21 protein-coding genes and 1 other annotated feature are annotated in these 22,113 nt (G+C 40.4%); of the genes, 11 read left to right on the plus strand and 10 right to left on the minus strand.

Features of this window, described 5'->3' with window-relative positions; all coding sequences use genetic code 11:
* The first annotated feature begins 52 nt into the window (after window positions 1-52).
* Genes ACSBQP_RS15800 through ACSBQP_RS15810 form a run of 3 tightly spaced genes read left to right on the plus strand, consistent with a single transcriptional unit; the run spans window position 53 to window position 1,677 of the window.
* The gene (locus ACSBQP_RS15800) at window positions 53-505 is read left to right on the plus strand and encodes a MarR family winged helix-turn-helix transcriptional regulator (RefSeq protein WP_435028599.1); all 453 of its coding nucleotides are present in this window, start codon (window positions 53-55) and stop codon (window positions 503-505) included.
* Between the two features lie 21 nt (window positions 506-526).
* Window positions 527-1,045, plus strand: coding sequence for a GNAT family N-acetyltransferase (locus tag ACSBQP_RS15805; RefSeq protein WP_058214261.1), 519 nt, complete (start codon window positions 527-529; stop codon window positions 1,043-1,045).
* A gap of 20 nt (window positions 1,046-1,065) precedes the next feature.
* Window positions 1,066-1,677 (plus strand): FMN-binding negative transcriptional regulator, encoded by a 612-nt coding sequence (locus ACSBQP_RS15810; protein WP_081114873.1) that lies wholly within the window; start codon window positions 1,066-1,068, stop codon window positions 1,675-1,677.
* 35 nt (window positions 1,678-1,712) lie between these two features.
* On the opposite strand, the gene ACSBQP_RS15815 is transcribed toward ACSBQP_RS15810, so the two are convergent.
* Complete coding sequence (locus ACSBQP_RS15815) at window positions 1,713-2,591, minus strand: D-alanyl-D-alanine carboxypeptidase family protein (RefSeq protein ID WP_019743784.1); 879 nt, start codon at window positions 2,589-2,591, stop codon at window positions 1,713-1,715.
* A 205-nt stretch (window positions 2,592-2,796) separates the two neighbouring features.
* On the opposite strand from ACSBQP_RS15815, the gene ACSBQP_RS15820 reads away from it, so the two are divergent.
* Entirely contained in the window at window positions 2,797-3,222 is a 426-nt protein-coding gene (locus ACSBQP_RS15820) for a hypothetical protein (protein WP_435028600.1), read from the plus strand.
* Window positions 3,223-3,267: 45 nt separating this feature from the next.
* On the opposite strand, the gene ACSBQP_RS15825 is transcribed toward ACSBQP_RS15820, so the two are convergent.
* The 3 genes from ACSBQP_RS15825 to ACSBQP_RS15835 all read right to left on the minus strand — a co-directional run bounded on the left by ACSBQP_RS15825 (window position 3,268) and on the right by ACSBQP_RS15835 (window position 5,188).
* Entirely contained in the window at window positions 3,268-3,618 is a 351-nt protein-coding gene (locus ACSBQP_RS15825) for a DUF4064 domain-containing protein (protein ID WP_008344359.1), read from the minus strand.
* Between the two features lie 138 nt (window positions 3,619-3,756).
* On the minus strand, window positions 3,757-4,224 hold the full coding sequence (locus ACSBQP_RS15830; protein WP_017366718.1) for a hypothetical protein: 468 nt from the start codon (window positions 4,222-4,224) through the stop codon (window positions 3,757-3,759).
* 289 nt (window positions 4,225-4,513) lie between these two features.
* Entirely contained in the window at window positions 4,514-5,188 is a 675-nt protein-coding gene (locus ACSBQP_RS15835; RefSeq protein WP_435028601.1) for a hypothetical protein, read from the minus strand.
* A gap of 210 nt (window positions 5,189-5,398) precedes the next feature.
* Here ACSBQP_RS15835 and ACSBQP_RS15840 point away from each other — a divergent pair, with 210 nt between their 5' ends.
* Both ACSBQP_RS15840 and ACSBQP_RS15845 read left to right on the plus strand, forming a co-directional pair.
* Window positions 5,399-5,767 (plus strand): RlpA-like double-psi beta-barrel domain-containing protein, encoded by a 369-nt coding sequence (locus ACSBQP_RS15840; RefSeq protein WP_003213878.1) that lies wholly within the window; start codon window positions 5,399-5,401, stop codon window positions 5,765-5,767.
* A 73-nt stretch (window positions 5,768-5,840) separates the two neighbouring features.
* Complete coding sequence (locus ACSBQP_RS15845) at window positions 5,841-6,890, plus strand: hypothetical protein (RefSeq protein ID WP_435028602.1); 1,050 nt, start codon at window positions 5,841-5,843, stop codon at window positions 6,888-6,890.
* A gap of 218 nt (window positions 6,891-7,108) precedes the next feature.
* Here the strand turns inward: ACSBQP_RS15845 and ACSBQP_RS15850 are convergent, their stop codons facing one another.
* The 3 genes from ACSBQP_RS15850 to gabP all read right to left on the minus strand — a co-directional run bounded on the left by ACSBQP_RS15850 (window position 7,109) and on the right by gabP (window position 10,767).
* Entirely contained in the window at window positions 7,109-7,483 is a 375-nt protein-coding gene (locus tag ACSBQP_RS15850) for a carboxymuconolactone decarboxylase family protein (protein ID WP_046342826.1), read from the minus strand.
* Window positions 7,484-7,750: 267 nt separating this feature from the next.
* Window positions 7,751-9,280, minus strand: a complete 1,530-nt coding sequence (locus ACSBQP_RS15855; RefSeq protein WP_017359847.1) for a multicopper oxidase family protein — start codon at window positions 9,278-9,280, stop codon at window positions 7,751-7,753.
* 98 nt (window positions 9,281-9,378) lie between these two features.
* Window positions 9,379-10,767, minus strand: coding sequence for a GABA permease (gene gabP / locus ACSBQP_RS15860; protein ID WP_017359846.1), 1,389 nt, complete (start codon window positions 10,765-10,767; stop codon window positions 9,379-9,381).
* A 482-nt stretch (window positions 10,768-11,249) separates the two neighbouring features.
* On the opposite strand from gabP, the gene ACSBQP_RS15865 reads away from it, so the two are divergent.
* The 5 genes from ACSBQP_RS15865 (at window position 11,250) to guaA (ending at window position 18,344) form a co-directional block, all read left to right on the plus strand.
* The gene (locus ACSBQP_RS15865; RefSeq protein WP_008344349.1) at window positions 11,250-12,149 is read left to right on the plus strand and encodes a cation diffusion facilitator family transporter; all 900 of its coding nucleotides are present in this window, start codon (window positions 11,250-11,252) and stop codon (window positions 12,147-12,149) included.
* Window positions 12,150-12,251: 102 nt separating this feature from the next.
* A complete protein-coding gene (locus ACSBQP_RS15870; protein ID WP_017366721.1) occupies window positions 12,252-13,214 on the plus strand; it encodes an AAA family ATPase in 963 nt (320 codons plus the stop codon).
* The gene (locus ACSBQP_RS15875) at window positions 13,211-14,401 is read left to right on the plus strand and encodes a DUF58 domain-containing protein (protein ID WP_283931244.1); all 1,191 of its coding nucleotides are present in this window, start codon (window positions 13,211-13,213) and stop codon (window positions 14,399-14,401) included. Before ACSBQP_RS15870 ends, ACSBQP_RS15875 begins: the two co-directional genes overlap by 4 nt.
* A gap of 9 nt (window positions 14,402-14,410) precedes the next feature.
* On the plus strand, window positions 14,411-16,618 hold the full coding sequence (locus ACSBQP_RS15880; protein ID WP_435028603.1) for a transglutaminase TgpA family protein: 2,208 nt from the start codon (window positions 14,411-14,413) through the stop codon (window positions 16,616-16,618).
* A 184-nt stretch (window positions 16,619-16,802) separates the two neighbouring features.
* Window positions 16,803-18,344 (plus strand): glutamine-hydrolyzing GMP synthase, encoded by a 1,542-nt coding sequence (gene guaA, locus ACSBQP_RS15885; protein ID WP_367638557.1) that lies wholly within the window; start codon window positions 16,803-16,805, stop codon window positions 18,342-18,344.
* 88 nt (window positions 18,345-18,432) lie between these two features.
* On the opposite strand, the gene ACSBQP_RS15890 is transcribed toward guaA, so the two are convergent.
* The 3 genes from ACSBQP_RS15890 to ACSBQP_RS15900 all read right to left on the minus strand — a co-directional run bounded on the left by ACSBQP_RS15890 (window position 18,433) and on the right by ACSBQP_RS15900 (window position 21,718).
* A complete protein-coding gene (locus ACSBQP_RS15890) occupies window positions 18,433-18,909 on the minus strand; it encodes a YbaK/EbsC family protein (RefSeq protein ID WP_435028604.1) in 477 nt (158 codons plus the stop codon).
* Between the two features lie 88 nt (window positions 18,910-18,997).
* A complete protein-coding gene (locus ACSBQP_RS15895; protein WP_435028605.1) occupies window positions 18,998-20,056 on the minus strand; it encodes a helix-turn-helix domain-containing protein in 1,059 nt (352 codons plus the stop codon).
* Complete coding sequence (locus ACSBQP_RS15900; protein ID WP_435028606.1) at window positions 20,057-21,718, minus strand: 2-isopropylmalate synthase; 1,662 nt, start codon at window positions 21,716-21,718, stop codon at window positions 20,057-20,059. It abuts the gene before it with no gap.
* Between the two features lie 55 nt (window positions 21,719-21,773).
* Window positions 21,774-22,037: a binding site (T-box leader), on the minus strand.
* Window positions 22,038-22,113 lie beyond the last annotated feature (76 nt).

Genomic DNA, 22,113 nt, shown 5'->3' on the forward strand with positions numbered 1-22,113 from the left:
CTATACTAATTTTTAAAATTTATGTAAATACAATAAAAAAGAGGCGTGATAAATGAGAGAAATTTTGCGGGAGATTGGCGTGATTGCTCGGGCGCTTGATTCCATTAGTAATATTGAATTTAAAGAGTATGATTTAACGAAGGGGCAGTATTTGTATCTTGTGCGTATTTGTGAGGAGCCTGGCATCATTCAGGAAAAACTAGCGGAGATGATCAAGGTAGATCGAACAACGGCTGCCCGGGCTATTCAAAAATTAGAGCTGCATGGTTTTATTGAGAAAAAAGATGACTCAGTGAATAAAAAAATCAAGAAGCTGTTTCCAACTGAGAAAGGGAAAGTCGTCTATCCAATGATCAAACGAGAACATGATCATTCAAATCGGGTAGCGCTGGATGGGTTTTCTGAAGAGGAAGCGGAACAGATTTATCAATATCTTTTGAGGGTGCGAAAGAATATCGAAAAAGATTGGGAAGATGTGAAAAAAGGCAAAAAGAGAAGCTACTAATGACTAAGGAGGGGTTACTTCATGACCGTCACGCTCATTCGGTGTAATGAACAACATATAAAAGATCTGCAAAAAATCGGAATCGATACTTTTATAGAAACGTTTCAGGAGCAAAACAAGGCGGAGCATATCGACGCATATGTGAAGACAGCTTTTCATTCGAACCAGCTGCTAAAAGAATTACAACATCCCTTTTCACAATTTTATTTGGTTCAAGTAAATGGGCGCCTTGCTGGTTATTTAAAGGTCAATATGGACGATGCACAGTCAGAAGAGATGGGTGATGACACATTAGAAATTGAACGCATTTATATCAAACAGTCCTTTCAAAAACTAGGATTAGGTCGATATTTAATGAATCAAGCCTTTGAAATTGCAGAGAAACATCATAAACGTGATGTTTGGCTTGGTGTGTGGGAGCATAATAAAGCCGCCATGGCATTTTATCAAAATCTTGGGTTTGTTCAAACAGGAGTGCATGCTTTCCAAATGGGGGACGAGGAGCAAATGGACTTCATTATGACCAAAACATTGAGGTAATCAAAAAGGGGGAAGGGAACATGCATATACCATCATTTTTTCAAGTGAAAGATATGGAGAAAATCAAATCATTTATTCAATCTCATTCATTTGCTACAGTTGTGACGACAACGAATGAAAAGCCCATTGCGACACATATTCCAGTGAGTTTTCATCAAATTGGCGATTCGTATGTGATCTCAGGGCATATGGCGATTGGAAATCCTCAGTGGAAAACGTTTGAAGAAAATGAGAAGGTGCTCGTCATTTTTCAAGGGCCGCATGCCTACATATCCTCTTCATGGTATGAGAAAGAAGCCGTACCGACGTGGAATTATCAAGCTGTACATGTATATGGAAAGGCTGCACTGCTCGAAAAATCAGAACTGGTCAAGGAATTAACAGCGATGCTGGAGACATATGAAAGTCATAGAGATCAGCCAGTGTTATGGGATACGTTGTCTGAGGAACTGTTAGAGAAACAAATGAAAGGGATTGTGGGCTTCAAAATCATCATTGATGAAGTTCAAGCTGCTTTTAAGTTAAGCCAAAATCGCCATGAAAGAGATTATGCTCGCATTATTGAACAGCTGGAAGCAGAGGGTGAAGTGGAAATGGCGGCTGCGATGAAAAAGAGAGAAGAGAATATATGAAAAGAGCACTCTGAAGAAAAAGAGTGCTTTTGTTGTTATCCTTTTATGTTCAAATATTCTTCAAGGGTTTTGCCGCTCTTTTTCACTTTTTTCGCATTTTTTGATCCGAGGTATCTGAGGTGCCATGGTTCATATTGATAGCCTGTCACTTTTTCTTTACCTTTCGGATAACGGATGATAAAACCAAATTCATGGGCATGTTTGGCCAGCCATTTCGCTTCTTTTGTATTGGCAAAAGAATCTTCAGCCCAATGTTTTGAATTGGCACCGCCGATATCAAAAGCAAGGCCGGTTTGATGTTCGGAATAGCCTGGTCTTGCGCTAAATCGATCTGCTTGTTTTTTGCCATGAGAGGCGACGTAATTGTTGTACAAGACACGCTGACGGTCGTATGAACGGAAGGTGCTAAAAGCGGTGAGTCGGATGTTTGCTTTTTTTGCTTTCGCGATCATAGCGTTTACTGCTTTTCTCGCTTGTTTGTTTTCTCCGGGATTGTATGAAGATGGGAGTCTATGTTTCTTATTCACAACCAATATCCCTTTTACATACGTACCTGGCGTTTTAGTGGAAGGAGCAGCATATGAAGCTGGTGAGCTTTTGCCTGCTTTTTTGATATATTGAGAGCTGACGTAACCCGTCTTTCCTTTATACTTTGTTTGAATCCATGAACCATTCTTTTTAAGATAAGGAATCCTTTTCCCTTTTGGAATGGTCAATATCACTGAATATTTTGTTCCAGGTCCCTTGCGAAGATGAACATTCGCTGTTGTCACGTATTTCGGTGCGGCTGCTTTTGCGACTGGTGTCGCATGAGTCATGTGTAAAAAGGGCAGCTGGACAGGAAAGATTCCAAGCCCAAGTACGAGAACCACACTGACAATAATTCCTTTGATCCACGGGTGTTTCATCTTCATTTCTCTCATCCCTTTCAATCTACTAACATACATATATTGAGATAGATTGAAATAAAGTGCAATGGTTTTTTTATGTCAATTGAGATTGAATCATATCATTTGGTTCTTTTTTTGTTTAAAATTACATAAAAAAATCCACTATTTCCATAAAAAATCAGATGAATTCCTTATAATAAAAGTATCTGAGAACGGGGAGTGAGTCGAGATGGACCAAAACGTGCTGCAAATGGATCAAGACAGATCAGAGAATGAATTCGCGGTTCTTAATATATCTTCTAAAGAGATTGGTGCTCTATCAAAGGGAGCAGCGGAGCAGATTTTACAAACGGGAGATACGGACCGTATTCATCAGCTGATGTACGTTCCGATTGAAAAGAAAGAAGATTTGAATTGGCTGATCCAATGTGTTGGGGAGGCGCTAAAGAATGAAGTTGGTGATGACGTTGCACTAGAAGTAGCTGATTTGCTCTATTTCTTTGTCACTCCGTATTATGGGAAGTATATGTTGAAAGATCGTCATTTGTATGAGTATATCGATCATTTGCTGGTACGATTAGCATCTAGAACTCACTCGGATATTGACACACTGATTGATATCATAAGAGAAGATTTAAATGAAAATATACAATGAAAAAAGCTTGTAGAGCGACCCTCTACAAGCTTTTTTATATCAACTTTATTCAGCTGGAACTGTTTTGACAGGCTCTTTTCTAAACACACCCATGCATCCTGCGATGAGGATTAATACAGCTGGAAGGATAAAGAACATAGAAATAGAAATAATACCACCAACAGCAGATACTAATAATAAAATCCCGCCAAGCTTTGCTTTTTTCTTCACGATAACAGATGCCACAATCGCAAGAATAGAGAAAAGCATTGCTGCCCAGCCTAATCCTGTGATTTGACTCGTACCTGATTCACTAAATGCGGCATCGAGTCCTCCAAAGGCAATGGCAAACATTGCACCAAAAAACCCAAAAATACCTCCAATTAAGCCTAAAACAAATTCCGTTGTTCTTTTCATAATACTTTCCTCCGATATGTAAATAAGAATTATTGGTACTTAAGAACCAACACAATCTTACTCATCGGCATTCTTTTCACAATGTTAATAGTTTTGTTAAAAAAAACAAGAAAATCCATAAAGGATTTTCTTGTCCAATTACTGGGCTCTCTCCCAGGTAATCTTTGTTTCGTTTGTTGTTTTCTTTCCTTTTGCCAGTACTTTTCCGTTTTCCTGTTTCACGGTAATGTTTAGGTCATAAAAGGAGTAGAGGGCGCCGAGGCTGTCATTTTCCGGTTTATGCAGGTTGTTTTCCTTTTCAGTGGATGCACCAATAGCTAGTGTTTTGGCAAAGTTCAAACCAATGACTTCAGCGTAATCACTATTGGTCTCAGATGAAGCCGTCACGTTTAAGGAAATGACTTTTTTCTTTTGATCAACGGTGATCGCTGTGTCTTTTACGAGCTTAGACTGCTCCATGACCTCTTTCGTTTCATTTTGAATGCGTTCATTAATCGTTGGAAGTGCCGTAGATTCTGTTTTTTCTTCTTTTGCCGTATTTGAGCAAGCTGCTAGGATAGAGAAGGTTGCAACAAGACTCATGAAAACAAGTAGACTTTTTCTCACGTTCTTTCTCCTTTGTTCTTCAAAGTATGTATGCTTATGTTACCACGAATTGATGTTTTGATTAAAAGAGAAGTGTTGATAAGCTGTGAACAATCAAAAGCACCCAAAGTTGGGTGCTCCAGCGTGTAGACAAACCCTCGCATTCGGTGTCAGGCCTGCGCGCCGGTGCTCGCCCTTCCTAGACTGCAAAGGTTTTCTTGCACGCTGAAAAGAAGACAAAGAGCTAAAATAAAATCATTTTAGCTCTTTGTCAGCAATTTTGAAGCACCCAAAGTTGGGTGCTCGTGTTTTATTGTGCTGAAAGGGTTGTACTAAGTGGGATAGACGAAATGACCGTGAATTTTGGAGCCGGAGCACCAGATTCTAGATTTTTGCGTAAAAGAGATGATTTGACGGTGCCGTCCCATTTTTTGTAGACACTTCCAGATGTATTTGCACGGAGCTGTACATTAGAGAAACTTGCTTGCGAGTAGCTGTTTGTTCCATTATCTTGTACGCCGTGTACCATTTTGACGACATCGAGGTCTTTCAGACGGCTAGGGTTGTAAACAGGCTGCTTATAGCGCAGTTTCCCGTTGACGTATAGTGACACTGTGCCATCACCATTGTTGATGAGCTTTAAGTTGACACGTGCACCATCTTTAATACTTGAATCGTATTCACTGTTCCAATATTGACTGCCGCCTTGGGAGCCGGTGCCCAGGAATACCTTATAACCAGAAGATGTTTTTGAAATCCCGCTTTCAACAACGGCAGAACCGAGACCAAGATACCAGTCGGCATAGCCATTTTTAATGGTTGCTGTTTTTGGCAGCACAATATCAGCCGTGATACCTGACCATTTGGCTTCATCCGTTTGTGTCACGATGGCGCCGTGACGAGGACTAGCCGCAGAGGCAGGAATACTTGAAAGCATCAATACGAAGGTCAAACTTACACTCAAAACGATGAACCACTTTTTCATGAAAATTCCTCCTTATATTTGATTCATTTCTATTATATAAAACGAAAGGGAGGGATCTACTGACAATGTTCTGGCTGTTTTTGGTGAAATTTATGAACAAAATCGGTCATTAAGTGGTCAACTTGTATTCGAATTGTAATGTGACTGTAAAATAACTGGGTGCATCTTCATGTATAATAGGGTCAGAAACCAAATACGGAGGATTTTTTAATGAATAAAAAGCTTATCGCGACAATCGTAACAGTAGCTAGTTTATTTTTAGCGTTTAGTTTCTCACATGGAGCAAGTGCAAAAAAAGTAAGCGGCAATATTACTTGGTATAATGGTGTCGGTAAAAAAGGCGCAGATGGAAAAAAACTCGGTCATTGGGATGCAGCAACGAAAATGGGATTTGACGTACCGAAAAAAGGTACAAAACTAAGAGTGACAACAAAAGCGAAACCACATAAAGTGATTACAGTATATAAATATGATGTAGGTAGAATGCCAAACGCAGTATTAGACGTAAGTCCGAAAGCATTCAAAGCACTTGGGTATAAAACGAGTAAAGGTGTCGTCAAAGGGCATTACACTTATTAATACATAGGCATGCAAAGAAGCGGGAAAAGTTCATTTTCTGGCTTCTTTTCTTGTGGAGAGGGTCTGAAAATCAATGAAAAAATCAACATGGTGGATCGTCACAGTGATTGTAGTCGCAGCAATTGCGGCCGTCATCTTCTTCATGATGAAGCCGGGGCAAGAGGCAAAACAGGCAGGAAAAGTGAAAACAAATCAAGATGCAAAAGACGAATTGCTTGTTTCATTTACGGATCAAAAGTTAAACAATACTTATTACTTGCATGACAAGGCGCTTCATACAGAGAAACTGACAGCATATCCTTCAATTGCTTATGATCAGTCGAAACAGCTTTTATACTACACGTATACAGATGAAGACACACAAAAAGTAAGTATACGGGAATTGAATGTGAAAACGGATAAAGAAAAAACGCTCTTTACGAGTGACGATTCAATCGACAGTATGAGACTTTCTGGTGACGGAAAACAGTTATATTTAAGGTATAACAAGGATTCAGGTGAGCAATTTTATGTAGCATCTTTTGATTTGAAAACACAGAAAGTGAAAGTGTTATATCCAGAAAAAAGTGATGATGATACGGTGAGTTCTTTTGCTTATGATCCAGCATCAAATCTGTTGGCCATTCAGCATTATTCGTTAAAAGAGGATTATAAAAAGACGGATGAGGCAAATGAAAAAGGAATGGATCCTGAACCAACGACCATGAAGATTACCCTACAAACAGGTGAGAAGGGTAAGCGAATTGCACGTATTTCTCAAACCATCAATGATATTTCTTTTTCACCAGATCATAACAAACTCATTTATACAGAAGTGAAGGTTCGAAATGAAAAAGAAGTATCATCTATTAAGGTGATGGATGTAGATACAGGAAAAACGAAGACACTCGTTAAAAATAGCCGAGATGTGCGTATTTTAAGTGCTGCCCAGCCGCAATTTTCTGCGGATGGTACATCTGTTTATTTCTTAGGTGTTGCAAAGAACGCAAAGGAATTAAAGGATGACACAGGACGAAAGGCGAAGGTCAGAACCATTTTTGAATATGATATTAAGAAGAAAACAGTAGAAACCGCTTGGGAGAAAGAAGGCGGGATTGTTAACAATTTCACTGTCAATCGGTAAAAGGTGCGCGTTCAGTTATTTCATATAACTGGACGTTTTTTTATTTTGTCATGGGATGTGTTGGTGAAAAATGCGGATTTGTGAAATGAACATCACTTTTTAAATAAGGAAATGAGTGGTATTTTGATATTTTGCTACTGTGACAGAATCAGCGTAAGAGAGTAAAGTAAGTGGAAATAAAAAAACGAGAGGACAGAAGACTTCTCGTTTTCTCTTATTTATTTATTGTTTTCATCTAGTAAGTTTTGAAAAATAAACAAGGCATTAATGGAATGAGGGAATCCTGCAACCTTTGTACAGTGCTTAATGATCTCCATAATCTCTATAACAGAGAGCCCGATATGTAATGCTTGTACAAAATGAGCTTTTAACTCTTCATCACAATCACCTTTTGCAATGAGAGCGGATAATGTGCTGATGGCCTTCTGTTTTTCATCTAATATGAAGTGATTGAATTCTTTTTGTTCACCGAGTTCAATTGTTAGTTGTTCAATGTTTGATCGAATGCTCTCGTTTTCATGAATTGAAAGCTTCTCCCTATTACCTGCCACTATTTCTTGCTTGACCTGGCAAGTCTCTTTTTCTTCATTCAAATTGAACTCCTCCGTTTTTTATGACGATTTTCTATTTGTTCGTGCTTGGTTTCTTAAGTGCCTTTTGATAGAGGTAATGGGTATATAGTAGTATTATCGGTTTACTTCGTCAACTTTTTAAGTGTGTAATGTTCAAATAAATGCCATTCATGCGATACATTGTTCGTTTTTTCTCATGGAGATTGAAAAGAAAATAGAGGGCTAATATATAGAAGCTGTTAGCCCTTTTCATATTACGCAATTAAGAGAGAGGAGGTTTCATATTTACTAAATGATATCCATCGGCCGCATCATGTCATAATCCTCGTGTTCTAATATGTGACAATGCCACACATATCGTCCGCTATATGGGACAAACCGAGCGATGATGCGAATGACTTCACCGGCATGCGCCTGAATTGTATCCTTGTATCCTTGTTCATGCAAAGGAGGCGCTTCATTTGGTCCCGTGTACACGATTTCACCTGTTGATTGATAGATGTCTGTATCGAATGGTCTTCTATCAATCACTCGAAATTGAACAAGATGTAAATGAATAGGGTGTGTACCTCTTGTTGGATTGACGATGTTCCACACCTCTACACTGCCAAGTCGAGGATTTTCTGTGACAGGATCATTCCAAAACTGGTTATCTAGTAATAAAATCGGGCGCCCATATTTATCTTGTGTGCCAGTAAGGGTCAGCGTTCGCTCGTTATCAGCTCGGCTCGGCCGGAGCGGTGGCAGTGGTTTGAAGATCGGACGTAATGTTTTAGCTGCTCTTCCTTTGAGCGGACGAGTGACTTTAAATTGCATAATGTTCGCATCTGTTTCTGGATTGACATCCTGACCGCAGCCTGCCGTATTTTTTAAAACAATCGTTTTGTTTTCGTAAGCTGAGAAGTCGATGATGACATCAAAACGTTCAGCAGGTGCAATGCTAAAAGATTGGTGATGAACAGGTCTTGGCAAAAAGCCGCCATCAGATCCAATTTGTAAGATTGTGGCGTCGTTATCTAGATGAAGCTCGTAAGTTCTTGTATTGGACGCGTTTAAGATACGAAAACGATATTTTCGAGGCTCTACTTCTAAATATGGCCATACTTTTCCATTGACTAAAATCGTTTCCCCGCAAAAAAATGGCACGATAGAGGGATCTGGAAGGTCACTATCTTCTGGTGTGTTATTTGGTCTACTTGGATAAAATAGTGCGCCATCCTCCTGGAATGTCCGGTCCATGATCATTAAAGGGATATCATATTCATCTTTCGGTAATTCGAGTGATTTTTCAAACGCATCTGAGATCAAATAAAAGCCAGCTAATCCGGCGTATACATTTAATCGTGTTAATGCCATGGCATGATCGTGATACCACAATGTGCATGCTTGCTGGTGATTAGGGTATTCGTAAACCTCTCGTTCAAAGAAGGGGCCGGTCGCTTCAAAGTCTCGCGAAAACCAAGCCTCCGGATAACCGTCACTGCTTGCAGGTGTCACGCCCCCATGCAGGTGAACGACTGTTTTGACTTCGGGTTCATCATGATGTCCAGCGTGAATGGTATGATCGACAGGCAGGAAGTGTTTCAGCGGCAATTTGTTCATCCATTTCACTTTGACCTTTTCATTTCGATTCGCTTTAATGGTTGGACCAGGCAAACTGCCATTATAGGTCCATAGCTTGGTTGGGGGCAGATCTCTATGAACTTTTAGGAACACCTCCTCCATAGCGATTTCATAATATGTTTGTCTTGGGTTTTTTTTGACGGGCTCTGCGACTTCTGGAATTGGCAGCTCGTCAACAAACTTTTCTAGGTTCATGTTGACTAATCCTCACTTAAAATCAATTTGATACATTATAAGTGCGGACATCAAAATAGGTGAATAAAATAAAAAAAACCCGCTTTTCAGCGGGAGAATTAAGGGTGTTTATTTTCAAGCGCTGCACTTGCAGGCACTTTTTTATTTGGTTTAAAGATGAAGTAGGCGGCTAGTACACTGATAGTAATGATGCTTGTCAGTATGAGCTGAGGTCTCATTGATTCGATAAACAGCATAGAGGCCAAGATGGCGCAGATGACCAAAATGGTAAAGTACGTAAGGTATGGGAACAGCCACATTTTGATTTTGAGTTGTTCTGGATTTTCTTTTTCAATTTTACGACGCATTCTTAATTGTGAAACGGCAATGACCAAGTAGACAAGAAGTGCAATGGCACCAGAGGCATTGACTAGAAATAGAAAGATGGTTTCAGGGTAAAAGTAGTTCATCATGACGGCGATATAGGAAAAGAAGGTACCTGCGACTGTAGCTGCTACTGGGACACCGCGTTTGCTGATTTTCATAAAACGTTTTGGTGCTTCGCCTCTTTCTGCTAATGAATAAAGCATTCTGGACGTTGTGTATAGGCCGGAGTTTAAACAAGAAAGAACGGCTGTTAAAACAATGACGTTCATGACTTGAGCGGCTGATGGGACACCGATGTATTCTAATACTGCAACGAACGGACTTGTTAAAATATTCGCTGAATTCCATGGGAGTAACGTGACAACGACAGCGATCGATCCGACGTAGAAAACAATAATACGCCATACAACTGAACGAGTAGCTGTTGTCACAGATTTGACAGGGTCTGCTGATTCACCTGCGGCAATTGCCACAATCTCGGTTCCCATGAATGAAAAGATGACAACGACAATCCCGAGGAGCACAGAGCCGAACCCGTTTGGAAGGAAACCGCCATTCCCCGTTAAATTGGCAAGACCTGCAGTATGATGACCGCCAAAACCAAAGATAAATGCAAAACCAATGAGTAGGAATAGAATAATGCTGACGACTTTAATCAATGAAAACCAATATTCAAATTCGCCAAAAGATTTAACAGAAAAGATATTTGTCAAAGTTAAGAGGATTGTGAGGATAAGACTTGTGAGCCAAACAGGTGCATCTCCATACCAATATTGAATAATGGCAGCACCGGCAATGGCTTCAATGGCGATGACGATGACCCAGAAGAACCAGTAAAGCCAGCCGATTGTAAACCCAGCCCACGGGCCGATGGCGTCGCTCGCATATTGTGAGAAAGAGCCGCTTGTCGGATAGGCACATGCCATTTCTCCAAGCATTCTCATAATAAAGATGACCAGAAGTCCGGCAAATGAATAGGAAAGAATCGATCCAGGCCCTGCAGAATGAATGACAGCACCACTACCAACAAATAGCCCTGCCCCAATGACCCCGGCAATGGAGATCATTGAAATATGTCTTGTCTTAAGGTTTTTTTGAAGACCGTTTGTCATGTTGGACATTTCTTTACCTCCAAACATTTCTCTTTTATTCGAGAGTTTGTTTTTAGAATATTTTAAATTTTATCATACTGAATTGTCATTCAGCATTGGACAGGTTATCAAACTGACATTTCAAACCTCTTAACATGATGTTAAAAAGTATAAAGGATTTGAGAGATTATGTTCCCTCATTTTCCTCTGCCCATTCTTAAAAATAGCATAAGAAGGAAGAAAGAAAAGTTGTGTTTTAAAATAAAACTATTCTGACAATTGTACAGTAGAGTGATTTTGTTCTTTTTCATTTTTCGGGGTGGTTTTGAAAAACGTTGATGGGAGTGGGTCTTGAGGTCAATTGACCTTATAAAAATAAGTTTGCTTAGGTCAACACATTTCTATGTATCCTATTTTGCTGATTCAAGCGAATCATGTTGCTGTAGACCCACACGGGCTTGGCTTTGTAAGATAAATATAGAAAAGTAATGTGTGAGGAGGCGCTGTTCGGTATGGAGCGCTACAACGAATTAAGACAAGGTGAAACAGGTGCTTGGGTCAGCATTATAGCCTATGTGATCTTATCTGCTGTCAAACTGATCATTGGGTATGTGTTTCATTCAGAAGCCCTTTCCGCAGATGGCTTGAATAATACGACAGATATCATTGCTTCGCTTGCCGTATTAATTGGGTTGCGTATTTCTCAGAAGCCACCTGATGAGGATCATCCATACGGTCATTTTAGAGCTGAAAATATTGCGTCACTTGTGGCTTCCTTTATTATGATGCTTGTCGGGCTTCAGGTTTTGCTGAGTGCAGGCCAGTCGCTTTTCTCATCAGAGCATCAAACGCCTGATATGATTGCAGCTTGGACGGCAGCAGGAAGTGCGGTTGTGATGTATGGCGTGTATATGTATAACCGTAAACTGTCTAAACGAATTAATAGCCAGGCGCTATATGCCGCAGCGGCTGATAATAAATCAGATGCTTATGTGAGTATCGGGACGTTTGTCGGAATTATCGCCTCTCAATTTCAGCTGGCGTGGGTTGATACGCTTGCTGCGTTTGTGATTGGCTTAATTATCTGTAAAACGGCGTGGGAGATTTTCAGAGATGCGTCTCATTCGTTAACGGACGGTTTTCATATAAAAGATATGTCTAAATATAAAGAGACGATTGAAGCGACACCAGGAGTGGGCGATTTGAAAGACATTAAAGCTCGTTATCTTGGAAGCACCGTCCATGTGGATGTGGTCGTTGAAGTAGAACCGCATTTAAACATCGCAGAAAGCCATGATATTGCAGATGAAATTGAACGCAGAATGAAGCAGGAACATGATATTCTACACTCTCATGTTCATATGGAACCAGCAAGTGAGCCTAAAGAGGAGCAGAAGTCTTTTCCGTCGTGAGAAGGCTTCTTTTTTCTACGTGTTGATGTTTCATGCAAATGCGTGTTGTATGGTAAAGTTAGACTATATGAAAATTGACGGAAACGTGATAGGAGGATCAGGATGGCATTTGATGAACCGATGCATTCAGATTTACAAAAAATCGTAGATAACATCAATAAAGTGATGGTGGGGAAAAAAGATATTGCGATATTAAGCCTTGTTGCGATTTTGGCGAAGGGGCATGTGCTATTAGAGGATGTGCCTGGCGTTGGGAAGACCATGATGGTTCGTGCTCTGGCAAAATCCATTGGGTGTGAGTTTAAGCGAATCCAATTTACGCCTGACCTTTTGCCTTCAGATGTAACAGGTGTGTCGATTTATAATAAAAAGACAAACGAGTTTGAATTTAGACAAGGACCGATTATGGGGCAGATTATTTTGGCTGATGAAATCAACCGAACCTCTCCTAAAACACAATCAGCCCTTCTTGAAGCGATGGAAGAAGGCAGTGTCACAGTGGACGGAGAAACGATGCCGCTGGCAGATCCTTTCTTTGTGATGGCTACGCAAAATCCAGTGGAGTATGAGGGAACCTATCCACTTCCAGAAGCGCAAATGGACCGTTTCTTATTTAAGCTGCAGATGGGGTATCCAACCATGCTGGAGGAGCTTGAGGTGCTGAATTTGCAGGAGAAACAATCGCCAATTGACACGCTTCAGGCAGTCATGACAAAAGATCATATCCATGCTTTGCAGCAAGCGGTTCAGACCGTACATGTGGATGCATCGATTAAAGAATATATTGTCGAAATCGCCCAAGCGACGCGAAATCATCCGTCTGTCTATTTAGGCGTGAGCCCAAGGGGTTCAATTGCATTGATGAAAGCGGCTCAGGCGTATGCGCTGTTGAACAGGCGGGATTATGTGATTCCTGATGATGTACAGTATTTGGCGCCTTACACATTGCCGCATCGCATGATTTTGACATCAGAAGCAACATATGAAGGGAAGAAGGCGGAGACACTGTTGCGACAGATGATTGAGCATATTGGCGTACCAGTTCAAAAGTCGATGACTCAATGAAGTCACGTGACCGTTTCGCTTTTTCACTATGGTTACGGGTGTTTATGCTCCTTCTTCTCACGGCAACAGCCTTTTGCTATGCCATGTTTCAGGGCGGCTTTGTGAGCTGGTTCCTTTTCTATGCATTTTTACCATATGCTTTGTATGCTTTGTTGTTTGCCCTTGTTCCACTTCGTGCAACAGCCAAAAGGACATTACAGTATACCCGCTTAAAGGCAGGGGATGTGCTGTCTGTTGACCTTGAAATCAAGCGGACGAATTTATTTCCGTACGTGTACGCCATACTTGAGGATGACCCGCCGGATACCTTCCATTTACAGGAACAGATTGAAATGAAGCGAATGATCTTTCCATGGTTTCGGAAAACGTGGCGATTTTCGTATCAATTCAATGACATTGTGCGGGGAGAGCATCAATTGACGGCAATTAGAATCAAAACGGGTGATATGTTTGGGTTTGTGGAAAAAGAAGTGCTTCTTCCATTAGAGAAAAAATTACTTGTATATCCGAAAATGTTGGATATTCCGGTTGAATCTGCTGCATCGGTGAATGAAAATGGAGGCAAAGCGGTGCACTCTTGGTTAAATGAACCGACAAATGTGACGACAGGTGTGCGTGAATACCAGCAAGGAGACCGTTTCGCTTGGGTGGACTGGAAGACAACAGCTAGAAGAGGTCAGCTTATGACGAAGGAGTTTGAACAGAATCAGACAAAGGATCTGGTGGTGTTTGCTGATTTTACAGATGAAGCCGCTTTTGAAACGATTGTGTCTATGGCCGCATCGGTTCTGCAAACGGCTGTGAAAAAAGGGGTGCCGGTAGGCTTTGTTCCGCTTGGGGATCAGCACTTATTTCGAGTGGATCAAGGAGAGTGGCATTTACAGGACATGCTCTACTATTTAACAAAGGTGCAGTATCAGCCTTCTCGTGCACCTGATTATCAATCATTAACAGCGAGTGAGCACCAGCAGACAGGAAAGTATGTGGTGACAGGTCATCTGCAAGAAGAGCTTGCTACCATTTTACTTGGGAATCGAAACAGAAAGAACATCACCGTTCTTTTAGTGAAGAGAGCCGTTGATCGATTGACGGCAAAAGAAAAACAGCTTGTGGACCGGCTTAAAGCTTCTGGGATATACACGACCCTTTTATTTGAGGACCGGCTGCACGAAAGATCTGTGAGGTGACAAACATTTATGCTGCATATGCATCAGCGGCAAAGTCGTTTTGAGTTGTTCATCTATTATGCTGTCGCATTTCTGCTGCTTTGGGAGTGGCTTCGTCCGCTTCAAGATTTTACAGAGACGAGTCATACGTCTTATTTCATCATTTTTATAGGGCTTACGTGTTTGTTTACGTTCTTTCGATTGAAGTGGTATGTGACGTTTCCTATTTGTGCTGGATTGATCTTGCTCGCATTATATTTGATTTTTTATCAATCAGAGCCAAGTTATCTGCCTGCGCTGTTTGCTGATATTCAAGATAATATTTCTTTAATGAGCATGGGCATGTGGAGTGACATGTATCCGTCTTTCCGCACATTGTTGTTTTATATTTTGCTTTGGCTGCTTGTTTATTTGCTTCATTATTGGGTTGTGTATCAGCAGCGTATCTTTTTCTTTTTACTGATGACGATTGTATATGTCACGATTCTTGATACGTTTACGCCTTATGATGCGACTTTTGCGATCGTTCGAATTATGGTATTTGGCTTTTGTTTGCTTGGCCTGCTCTATTTCGACCGGCTTCGTTCGGCTGAAGGTGTGCGGGTGTCACAGAAAGCGCGTCTCAATTGGTTCTTACCCATGCTGGCGCTTGTTCTTGTATCAGCATCACTCGGTGCTTCTTTGCCAAAATCTGATCCGAAATGGCCTGACCCTGTCCCGTTTTTTAAAGCGGTCACGAATCAAGATGGTTCCACCGGGCAGAATAAGGTGGGATATAGTGCGGATGATTCGTCGCTTGGGGGACCGTTTAGTGAGGATCGTACACCGGTATTTAAATGGAGCGGAAAAGAGCCGTCTTATTTTCGTGTAGAAACAAAAAGTATTTACACGGGGAAAGGCTGGGAGGATGCTTCAAATGATACGAAACCTACTCGGTTAAAAGGGAATGAAGTGCCGAATCGGTGGTTTACCAATCGCGTGAAAACAGAGGAGCATGAAACGAGAGTCGATATGGAATCAAATTATCGATTTAATCATGCTGTTTATCCGATTGGTACGGTTATGCTGACGCCAATGGAAAACATTCCACTGCAAATGATGGGCAAAACGGAGAAAATTGTCCCATCTACTCAAAACCCGCCCAAAAATTTAGGGAACTATCGAGTCAGCTTCTTATCACCTACATTTATCCTAGAGGATTTACAGCGGATCAAAGTACCGACCAAGCAGCAAGCAAACCAGCAGGTCGGACGTGAATACTTGCAGCTCCCATCCTCGCTGCCAGAGCGTGTGAAAACATTGGCGAACAGCTTAACGGAAACGAAGGATAATATGTATGATAAAGCAAAATCGATTGAGGATTATTTAGGATCTGCGAAGTTTTCATATGAAACCCAAAATGTCGCTGTGCCTGGGCGTGACGAAGACTATGTGGATCAGTTCTTATTTGATACGATGATTGGCTATTGTGATAACTTTTCAACCTCGATGATTGTCATGCTTCGCTCGATTGGAATTCCGGCGAGATGGGTGAAAGGATATACGTCTGGTCAGTTATATGAAACACAGATGGATGGAAACAATGTGTATGAAGTGACCAATAACAATGCCCATTCATGGGTAGAGGTGTATTTTCCAAACCGTGGTTGGGTGACTTTTGAACCGACAAAAGGGTTCACGAACCCAGAGACATTTACGAATGAAACCACGGCTAACAACGACCAAGCAGATGATCAAGAGGATGAAAAAGATCAGCCCGCATCTGATCAACAAGAAAACGAGCAGACACAGCAGCCGCAGCAACAAGAACCAGAACAGGCGGCAAAACAAGAGGAACAAGCAGCTAAAGCAAAGCCAAGTATGGTTCATGTTGGTTCAATCTTGGGCTACGCAGCAGGTGCGATTGTCCTTCTTGGCTTCATTGGCTGGGTGCTTTACCGGTTCAGAGCAAGATGGCTACCAATCTTTATTGTGAGAAAGGTAAAACGTCTGCCAGATGAGGAAGCTTTTTTCTACGCATATGCTGCTCTATTAAAGCAGCTAAGGCGCAGAGGGATCGAGAAAAAGCCAGGCATGACGCTAAGAGAATTTGCTTCTTTGATCGATGACAAGGAAAGGAATCATCACATGTCTGAACTAACGCAGTTCTATGAGCGGGCGCTCTATAGACGAGAAGATGCGTCGGCGCTTTGGCAGCAGTCGGTGAAGTTATGGGAAAATTTAATAAACAGGAGATAGTCTTGACCACGTACCTTCCTGTTGTTAGAATAGGTGAATATTAAAACCTTCTAAAATACATGAAATTGAAGCGTTCGGATGTGAGTCTGGGCGCTTCAAAAGCGTGATTTACACTGAGAGAGGTTTTCTCCTCTCATTTTTTCTGTGCGTTTATAAAAACTATATTGGACATAGAGGTGACACCATGACAAATTTAGTAAATGAAATGATTTTGGTTCTCGATTTCGGTAGTCAGTACAATCAGCTGATCACTCGCCGTATTCGTGAATTTGGTGTGTACAGTGAGCTTCATCCGCACACTTTAACTGCTGAAGAAATTAAAGAAATGGCGCCGAAAGGAATCATCCTTTCTGGTGGACCAAACAGTGTATATGATGAAGGATCTTTCCGCTGTGACGAAAAGATTTTTGATCTAGGCATTCCGGTTCTAGGCATTTGCTACGGCATGCAGCTGATGACTCACTATTTAGGTGGGAAAGTAGAAGCGGCAAGCCAGCGTGAATATGGAAAAGCAGACATTCATATTAACGGAACACCTGCTCTATTCAAAGACCTTCCAACGGATCAAGTCGTTTGGATGAGCCATGGTGACCTTGTCGTTGAAGTACCAGAAGGCTTTACAGTTGATGCAACAAGTGCACATTGTCCAAACTCAGCGATGAGCTTAGCTGAGAAGAATTTCTATGGCGTTCAGTTCCACCCGGAGGTACGTCACTCTGAGTACGGAAATGATCTATTGAAGAACTTTGTCTTCGGCGTATGTGACTGCGATGGCAAATGGTCAATGGAGAACTTCATTGAAATCGAAATGCAGAAAATCCGTCAAACAGTAGGCGACAAACAAGTATTGTGCGCACTAAGCGGCGGTGTAGATTCATCTGTTGTGGCGGTATTGATCCATAAAGCCATCGGCGATCAGCTGACATGTATTTTCGTTGACCACGGTCTTCTTCGCAAAGGCGAAGCAGAAGGGGTTATGAAAACATTTAGCGAAGGTTTCAACATGAACGTGATTAAAGTAGATGCGAAAGATCGCTTCTTAAACAAGCTAAAAGGTGTGTCTGATCCTGAGCAAAAACGTAAAATCATCGGTAACGAATTCATTTATGTATTCGATGACGAATCGGACAAGCTAAAAGGAATTGACTACTTAGCACAAGGAACTCTTTACACAGACATCATTGAGAGTGGAACAGCAACGGCACAAACAATCAAATCTCACCACAACGTTGGCGGTCTTCCAGAAGACATGCAGTTCGAGTTGATTGAGCCACTCAATACACTATTCAAGGATGAAGTCCGTGCCCTAGGGTCAGAGCTTGGTATTCCAGACGACATCGTATGGAGACAGCCATTCCCAGGTCCAGGACTAGGAATCCGTGTACTAGGTGAAATTTCTGAAGAAAAACTAGAAATCGTCCGTGAATCGGATGCGATTCTACGCGAAGAAATTGCCAACTTCGGCCTTGAGCGCGACATCTGGCAATACTTCACGGTCCTCCCAGACATCCGCAGCGTAGGTGTCATGGGTGACGCAAGAACATACGATTACACAATCGGTATCCGTGCTGTTACGTCTATTGACGGTATGACGAGTGACTGGGCAAGAATCCCTTGGGATGTACTTGAAAAGATCTCGACTCGTATCGTGAATGAAGTGAAGCATATTAACCGTGTGGTGTATGATATTACGAGTAAGCCGCCTGCTACGATTGAGTGGGAATAGTAATAATAGAGCTAAAAACCTTTGTGTATCAAGGGTTCCTAGCTCTTTTTTATTTTTAATTGCACTTTTTCCTTCCGTTTTCATTTGTTCATTCATCTTTCCATCCCTTACACACATCAATCCATTGTGAATAACCTGAGTATTTTTCTAATTGTTTTATTGTTAGTTCAATAGCACTGTTACTGCTCCCGCAGGCTGGATAGACTGTCTCAAAACGTTTGAGTGACATATCTAAATAAACAGAAACACCATTCTTTATAGCAAAAGGACATACTCCGCCAATTTCATGACCGACCAAGTCAACGACCTCTTGAGGAGGCAGCATTTTCGCTTTTGTTTTAAAATATTCTTTGAATTTTTTGTTATCAACTTTTGCATCGCCAGAGGTCACAACTAAAATAGCTTGTCCATTTACTAGAAAGGAGAGTGTTTTTGCGATTCTTTCAGGTTCGCAGCCCAATGCAGAAGCAGCCAAGTCTACGGTTGCACTAGATACTGAAAATTCCTGAATTCGAGTATCCATCTCATATTGTTTAAAATAATCTTTTACTTTCTTGATTGACATGATGATGTCTCCTTTTTATTCGTATTGATTTGACATTTTCTTGATTTTAAAATTTCACTTTAAAGATAAGTGTCATACATTCTGCTCATTATGTTCTATTATTTAAACGATATTGATGTGGTGTTAGGTGATACTTTTTCTTAAATAAACGAATGAAATGCTCTACATTTTGATAACCAACGGCTCCCGAAATATGATCCACTTGTAAATTACTACCGGTTAGCATTTCGCAGGCTTTTTCCAATCTTATTTCTTGTCGAATCTCACTAAATGATTTGCCGAGTGTACGAGTTATATATTTAGACAGGTAAGATTGTGAAAGGTTAAATTCCTCTGCCATCTCCTGAATTGTTATATGCTCACAACATTGCTGAATATATTGAAGCATTTGAATCATACGTATATCACTATATGGTTTGACCTGAATGACGTTCATATGACTTGGTTTGAATCTTAATAAGAGACATAATAATATTTCAAACAAATTATTCATAATCAACTGGTAACCAGGAAATCGATTGTGATTTTCTGTGAAAAGTTGAAGAGAGCAGTCTAGCAAATTTTTATCCAAGTGACTATGGAAAATAAGAATATGTTTATTTTCTTTTATATACAATGCATTCAAAAAGAACTCTGAAATGACATGATTGCCTTTTAACATTTTAAAAAACACTTTTTGAAAAGTACTTTTGCGGATCATGATTTGGATTGCGATTGTATTCTCCATTACAAGTGGCTTGTGTATTGTGTCAGGTGGAATAAAGGCAATATCTCCTGATTTTAAAACGATTTTTTTATCTTCCACTTCTACATACATCTCATTTTCCAGAACATAGATCATCTCAAAGAAATCATGGATAGCCGACAATTGAGGCATAAAACGGCTATACTTTCTCACTTCGATATCTTTCTCCTGACCTAACCACATGGTATCCTCTTTTTCAAATTCGTTCTGCCCTTTTAGCAAAAATTCTTCTATATATATTTGCTTTTGCATGAAATTGTTTTGATCATAATCCTTCAAAAATAATTGCAATGATTGATTGTCACGCTTCTTCTGTTGGTATTGTTGATAAAAGATTTCTTGTTCGTTATATTCTCTTAAATATTGCATCGCTTCATGTTTTTCAAGTTTATCTGTTTCCATCTACATCCAAACCTCTAGTTTATTCACTGCAACCACCAGGGCCTTTACTGTTGCTTCAATAATATCTTTATCAATTCCAGCACCCCAATGCATTTTTCCTTGATTTGAAATACCAATCTGTGCACAGGCTTTTGCTTGAGAATCGTTGCCCAAAGAATTCTGTTCATAGACTTCCAAATCATACTCGAGATGAAAATGTGCTTTTAACGCATTACTGATTGCATCTAAACTTCCAGTGCCAGTTCCTTGTATGTCAATTTGTTGATGATCTCTCAGCAAAGTTAAGGTGACTTCTTGCTTCTCTCCTTTATGAAATTGATAATCGATCAGCTGGAAATGAGAGTGAAAATCAACATACTGCTCTTTAAAAACATGATATATTTCTTCGACAGACAATTCCCTATTTGTCTGATCAGATACTTTCTTCGCTGCATATCCCATGGCTTCATTCATTTGATAAGGAAGTTGAATACCATAATTTGTTTCTAATATATAGCCTATGCCGCCTTTTCCAGACTGGCTATTGATTCGAATTACATCCGTTTGATAATTCCTCCCCAAGTCAACTGGATCTACTGGGATATACGGAACGTCCCATTTATCAACATGATGTTCCTTTCTATATTTCATCCCTTTAGATATCGCATCTTGATGTGACCCAGAGAATGCGGTGAAAACCATCTCCCCAGAATATGGCTGTCTCTCGTGAACAGTAATTTTGGTTAGTTTTTCATATTTTTTACGAATCGCTTCTAAGTTATTGAAATTTAATTGTGGATCATAGCCTTGTGAATACATATTCATCGCCAAGGTAATCAAGTCTACGTTCCCTGTACGTTCACCGATACCAAATAATGTCCCTTCGACTCTTTCTGCGCCAGCTAGCACACCAAATTCTGCATCACTCACCCCAGACCCGCGGTCATTATGAGGGTGAACAGATAATGTCACACTGTCTCGGTAAGACAGATTTTTTTGTATATACTCAATCTGACTTGCAAAGATATGAGGCATTGAATATTCAACTGTTGTCGGAATATTGATGATCGCTTTGTGATGTGGTGTCGGTTTCCAAATATCTAAAACACTATTACAAATATCTAACGCGTAATCCACTTCTGTTCCTGGAAAGCTTTCAGGACTATATTGAAAATAAATATCACTTTCTGTTTTTTCGGCCAGTTCTTTTACTAAAATAGCGCCATCAATGGCAATTTGTTTAATTTCTTTTTTTGTTTTCTTAAATACTTGTCTGCGCTGCGCTTCTGAAGTTGAATTATATAAATGAACAATCGCTTTCGGTACTCCCTTAATGGCTTCGAAGGTTCGGCGGATAATATGCTCTCTCGCTTGCGTGATCACCATAATCGTGACATCGTCTGGAATCATATGACGATCAATCAGTGTCCGCAATAGCTTAAACTCTGTATCATTAGCAGCTGGAAATGCGATTTCGATTTCTTTAAAACCGATCTCTACTAGTAACTGAAACATGTCCAATTTCTCTTCTAAGTTCATAGGAATAGGTAATGCTTGATTTCCATCCCGTAAGTCCACACTGCACCATATCGGAGCACGTTCTAATGTTTCTTTCTTCACCCAATCATAAGTAAGGTTCGGTGGCAGAAAGTATTTCTTTTCGTATTTTTTGTGGTTAAACATTATCGATTCCTCCTAGTAAATAGAATAAAAAAAGTCCTTCATCTCCAATATTTTCATTGGAGACGAAAGACTTCTTCTTACGCGGTACCACCCCTGTTTCATGATAAACAAACATTATCATGCCCTTATTCGGATACAGATTGTTTGATCTTATATCCTCCCGTATAACGGCGGGGTGCCGACCTTAACTACATCAATCCTTTTCATTTCACTAAGGCTACTCTAAGGTGAGTTCCCTACCTTTATGTTATTGCTTCTCATCAACCAGCAACTTTCTGAAAACATTTCGGCAAGTACTATTCCTTATCATCGCATTCTCATTTTTCTGATTTTTTCTATTATACCAAGATTACAAAAAAGAGATAGTGGTAGGGATATCTTTTTTAATTGATTTT

Origin of the sequence: Bacillus sp. G402 (assembly GCF_051172515.1) — a bacterium.
Lineage (GTDB): Bacteria > Bacillota > Bacilli > Bacillales > Bacillaceae > Bacillus > Bacillus altitudinis.

What these genes read in the sequence shown, in the direction of transcription:
- ACSBQP_RS15855 (WP_017359847.1), bottom strand. Translation starts at nt 9,280, where the DNA reads ATGAACCTAGAAAAGTTTGTTGACGAGCTGCCAATTCCAGAAGTCGCA.
- ACSBQP_RS15805 (WP_058214261.1), top strand. Translation starts at nt 527, where the DNA reads ATGACCGTCACGCTCATTCGGTGTAATGAACAACATATAAAAGATCTG.
- ACSBQP_RS15800 (WP_435028599.1), top strand. Translation starts at nt 53, where the DNA reads ATGAGAGAAATTTTGCGGGAGATTGGCGTGATTGCTCGGGCGCTTGAT.
- ACSBQP_RS15900 (WP_435028606.1), bottom strand. Translation starts at nt 21,718, where the DNA reads ATGTTTAACCACAAAAAATACGAAAAGAAATACTTTCTGCCACCGAAC.
- ACSBQP_RS15890 (WP_435028604.1), bottom strand. Translation starts at nt 18,909, where the DNA reads ATGTCAATCAAGAAAGTAAAAGATTATTTTAAACAATATGAGATGGAT.
- ACSBQP_RS15880 (WP_435028603.1), top strand. Translation starts at nt 14,411, where the DNA reads ATGCTGCATATGCATCAGCGGCAAAGTCGTTTTGAGTTGTTCATCTAT.
- ACSBQP_RS15835 (WP_435028601.1), bottom strand. Translation starts at nt 5,188, where the DNA reads ATGAAAAAGTGGTTCATCGTTTTGAGTGTAAGTTTGACCTTCGTATTG.
- ACSBQP_RS15870 (WP_017366721.1), top strand. Translation starts at nt 12,252, where the DNA reads ATGGCATTTGATGAACCGATGCATTCAGATTTACAAAAAATCGTAGAT.
- ACSBQP_RS15845 (WP_435028602.1), top strand. Translation starts at nt 5,841, where the DNA reads ATGAAAAAATCAACATGGTGGATCGTCACAGTGATTGTAGTCGCAGCA.
- ACSBQP_RS15810 (WP_081114873.1), top strand. Translation starts at nt 1,066, where the DNA reads ATGCATATACCATCATTTTTTCAAGTGAAAGATATGGAGAAAATCAAA.
- ACSBQP_RS15825 (WP_008344359.1), bottom strand. Translation starts at nt 3,618, where the DNA reads ATGAAAAGAACAACGGAATTTGTTTTAGGCTTAATTGGAGGTATTTTT.
- ACSBQP_RS15865 (WP_008344349.1), top strand. Translation starts at nt 11,250, where the DNA reads ATGGAGCGCTACAACGAATTAAGACAAGGTGAAACAGGTGCTTGGGTC.
- gabP (WP_017359846.1), bottom strand. Translation starts at nt 10,767, where the DNA reads ATGTCCAACATGACAAACGGTCTTCAAAAAAACCTTAAGACAAGACAT.
- ACSBQP_RS15895 (WP_435028605.1), bottom strand. Translation starts at nt 20,056, where the DNA reads ATGGAAACAGATAAACTTGAAAAACATGAAGCGATGCAATATTTAAGA.
- ACSBQP_RS15815 (WP_019743784.1), bottom strand. Translation starts at nt 2,591, where the DNA reads ATGAAGATGAAACACCCGTGGATCAAAGGAATTATTGTCAGTGTGGTT.
- ACSBQP_RS15875 (WP_283931244.1), top strand. Translation starts at nt 13,211, where the DNA reads ATGAAGTCACGTGACCGTTTCGCTTTTTCACTATGGTTACGGGTGTTT.
- ACSBQP_RS15840 (WP_003213878.1), top strand. Translation starts at nt 5,399, where the DNA reads ATGAATAAAAAGCTTATCGCGACAATCGTAACAGTAGCTAGTTTATTT.
- ACSBQP_RS15820 (WP_435028600.1), top strand. Translation starts at nt 2,797, where the DNA reads ATGGACCAAAACGTGCTGCAAATGGATCAAGACAGATCAGAGAATGAA.
- guaA (WP_367638557.1), top strand. Translation starts at nt 16,803, where the DNA reads ATGACAAATTTAGTAAATGAAATGATTTTGGTTCTCGATTTCGGTAGT.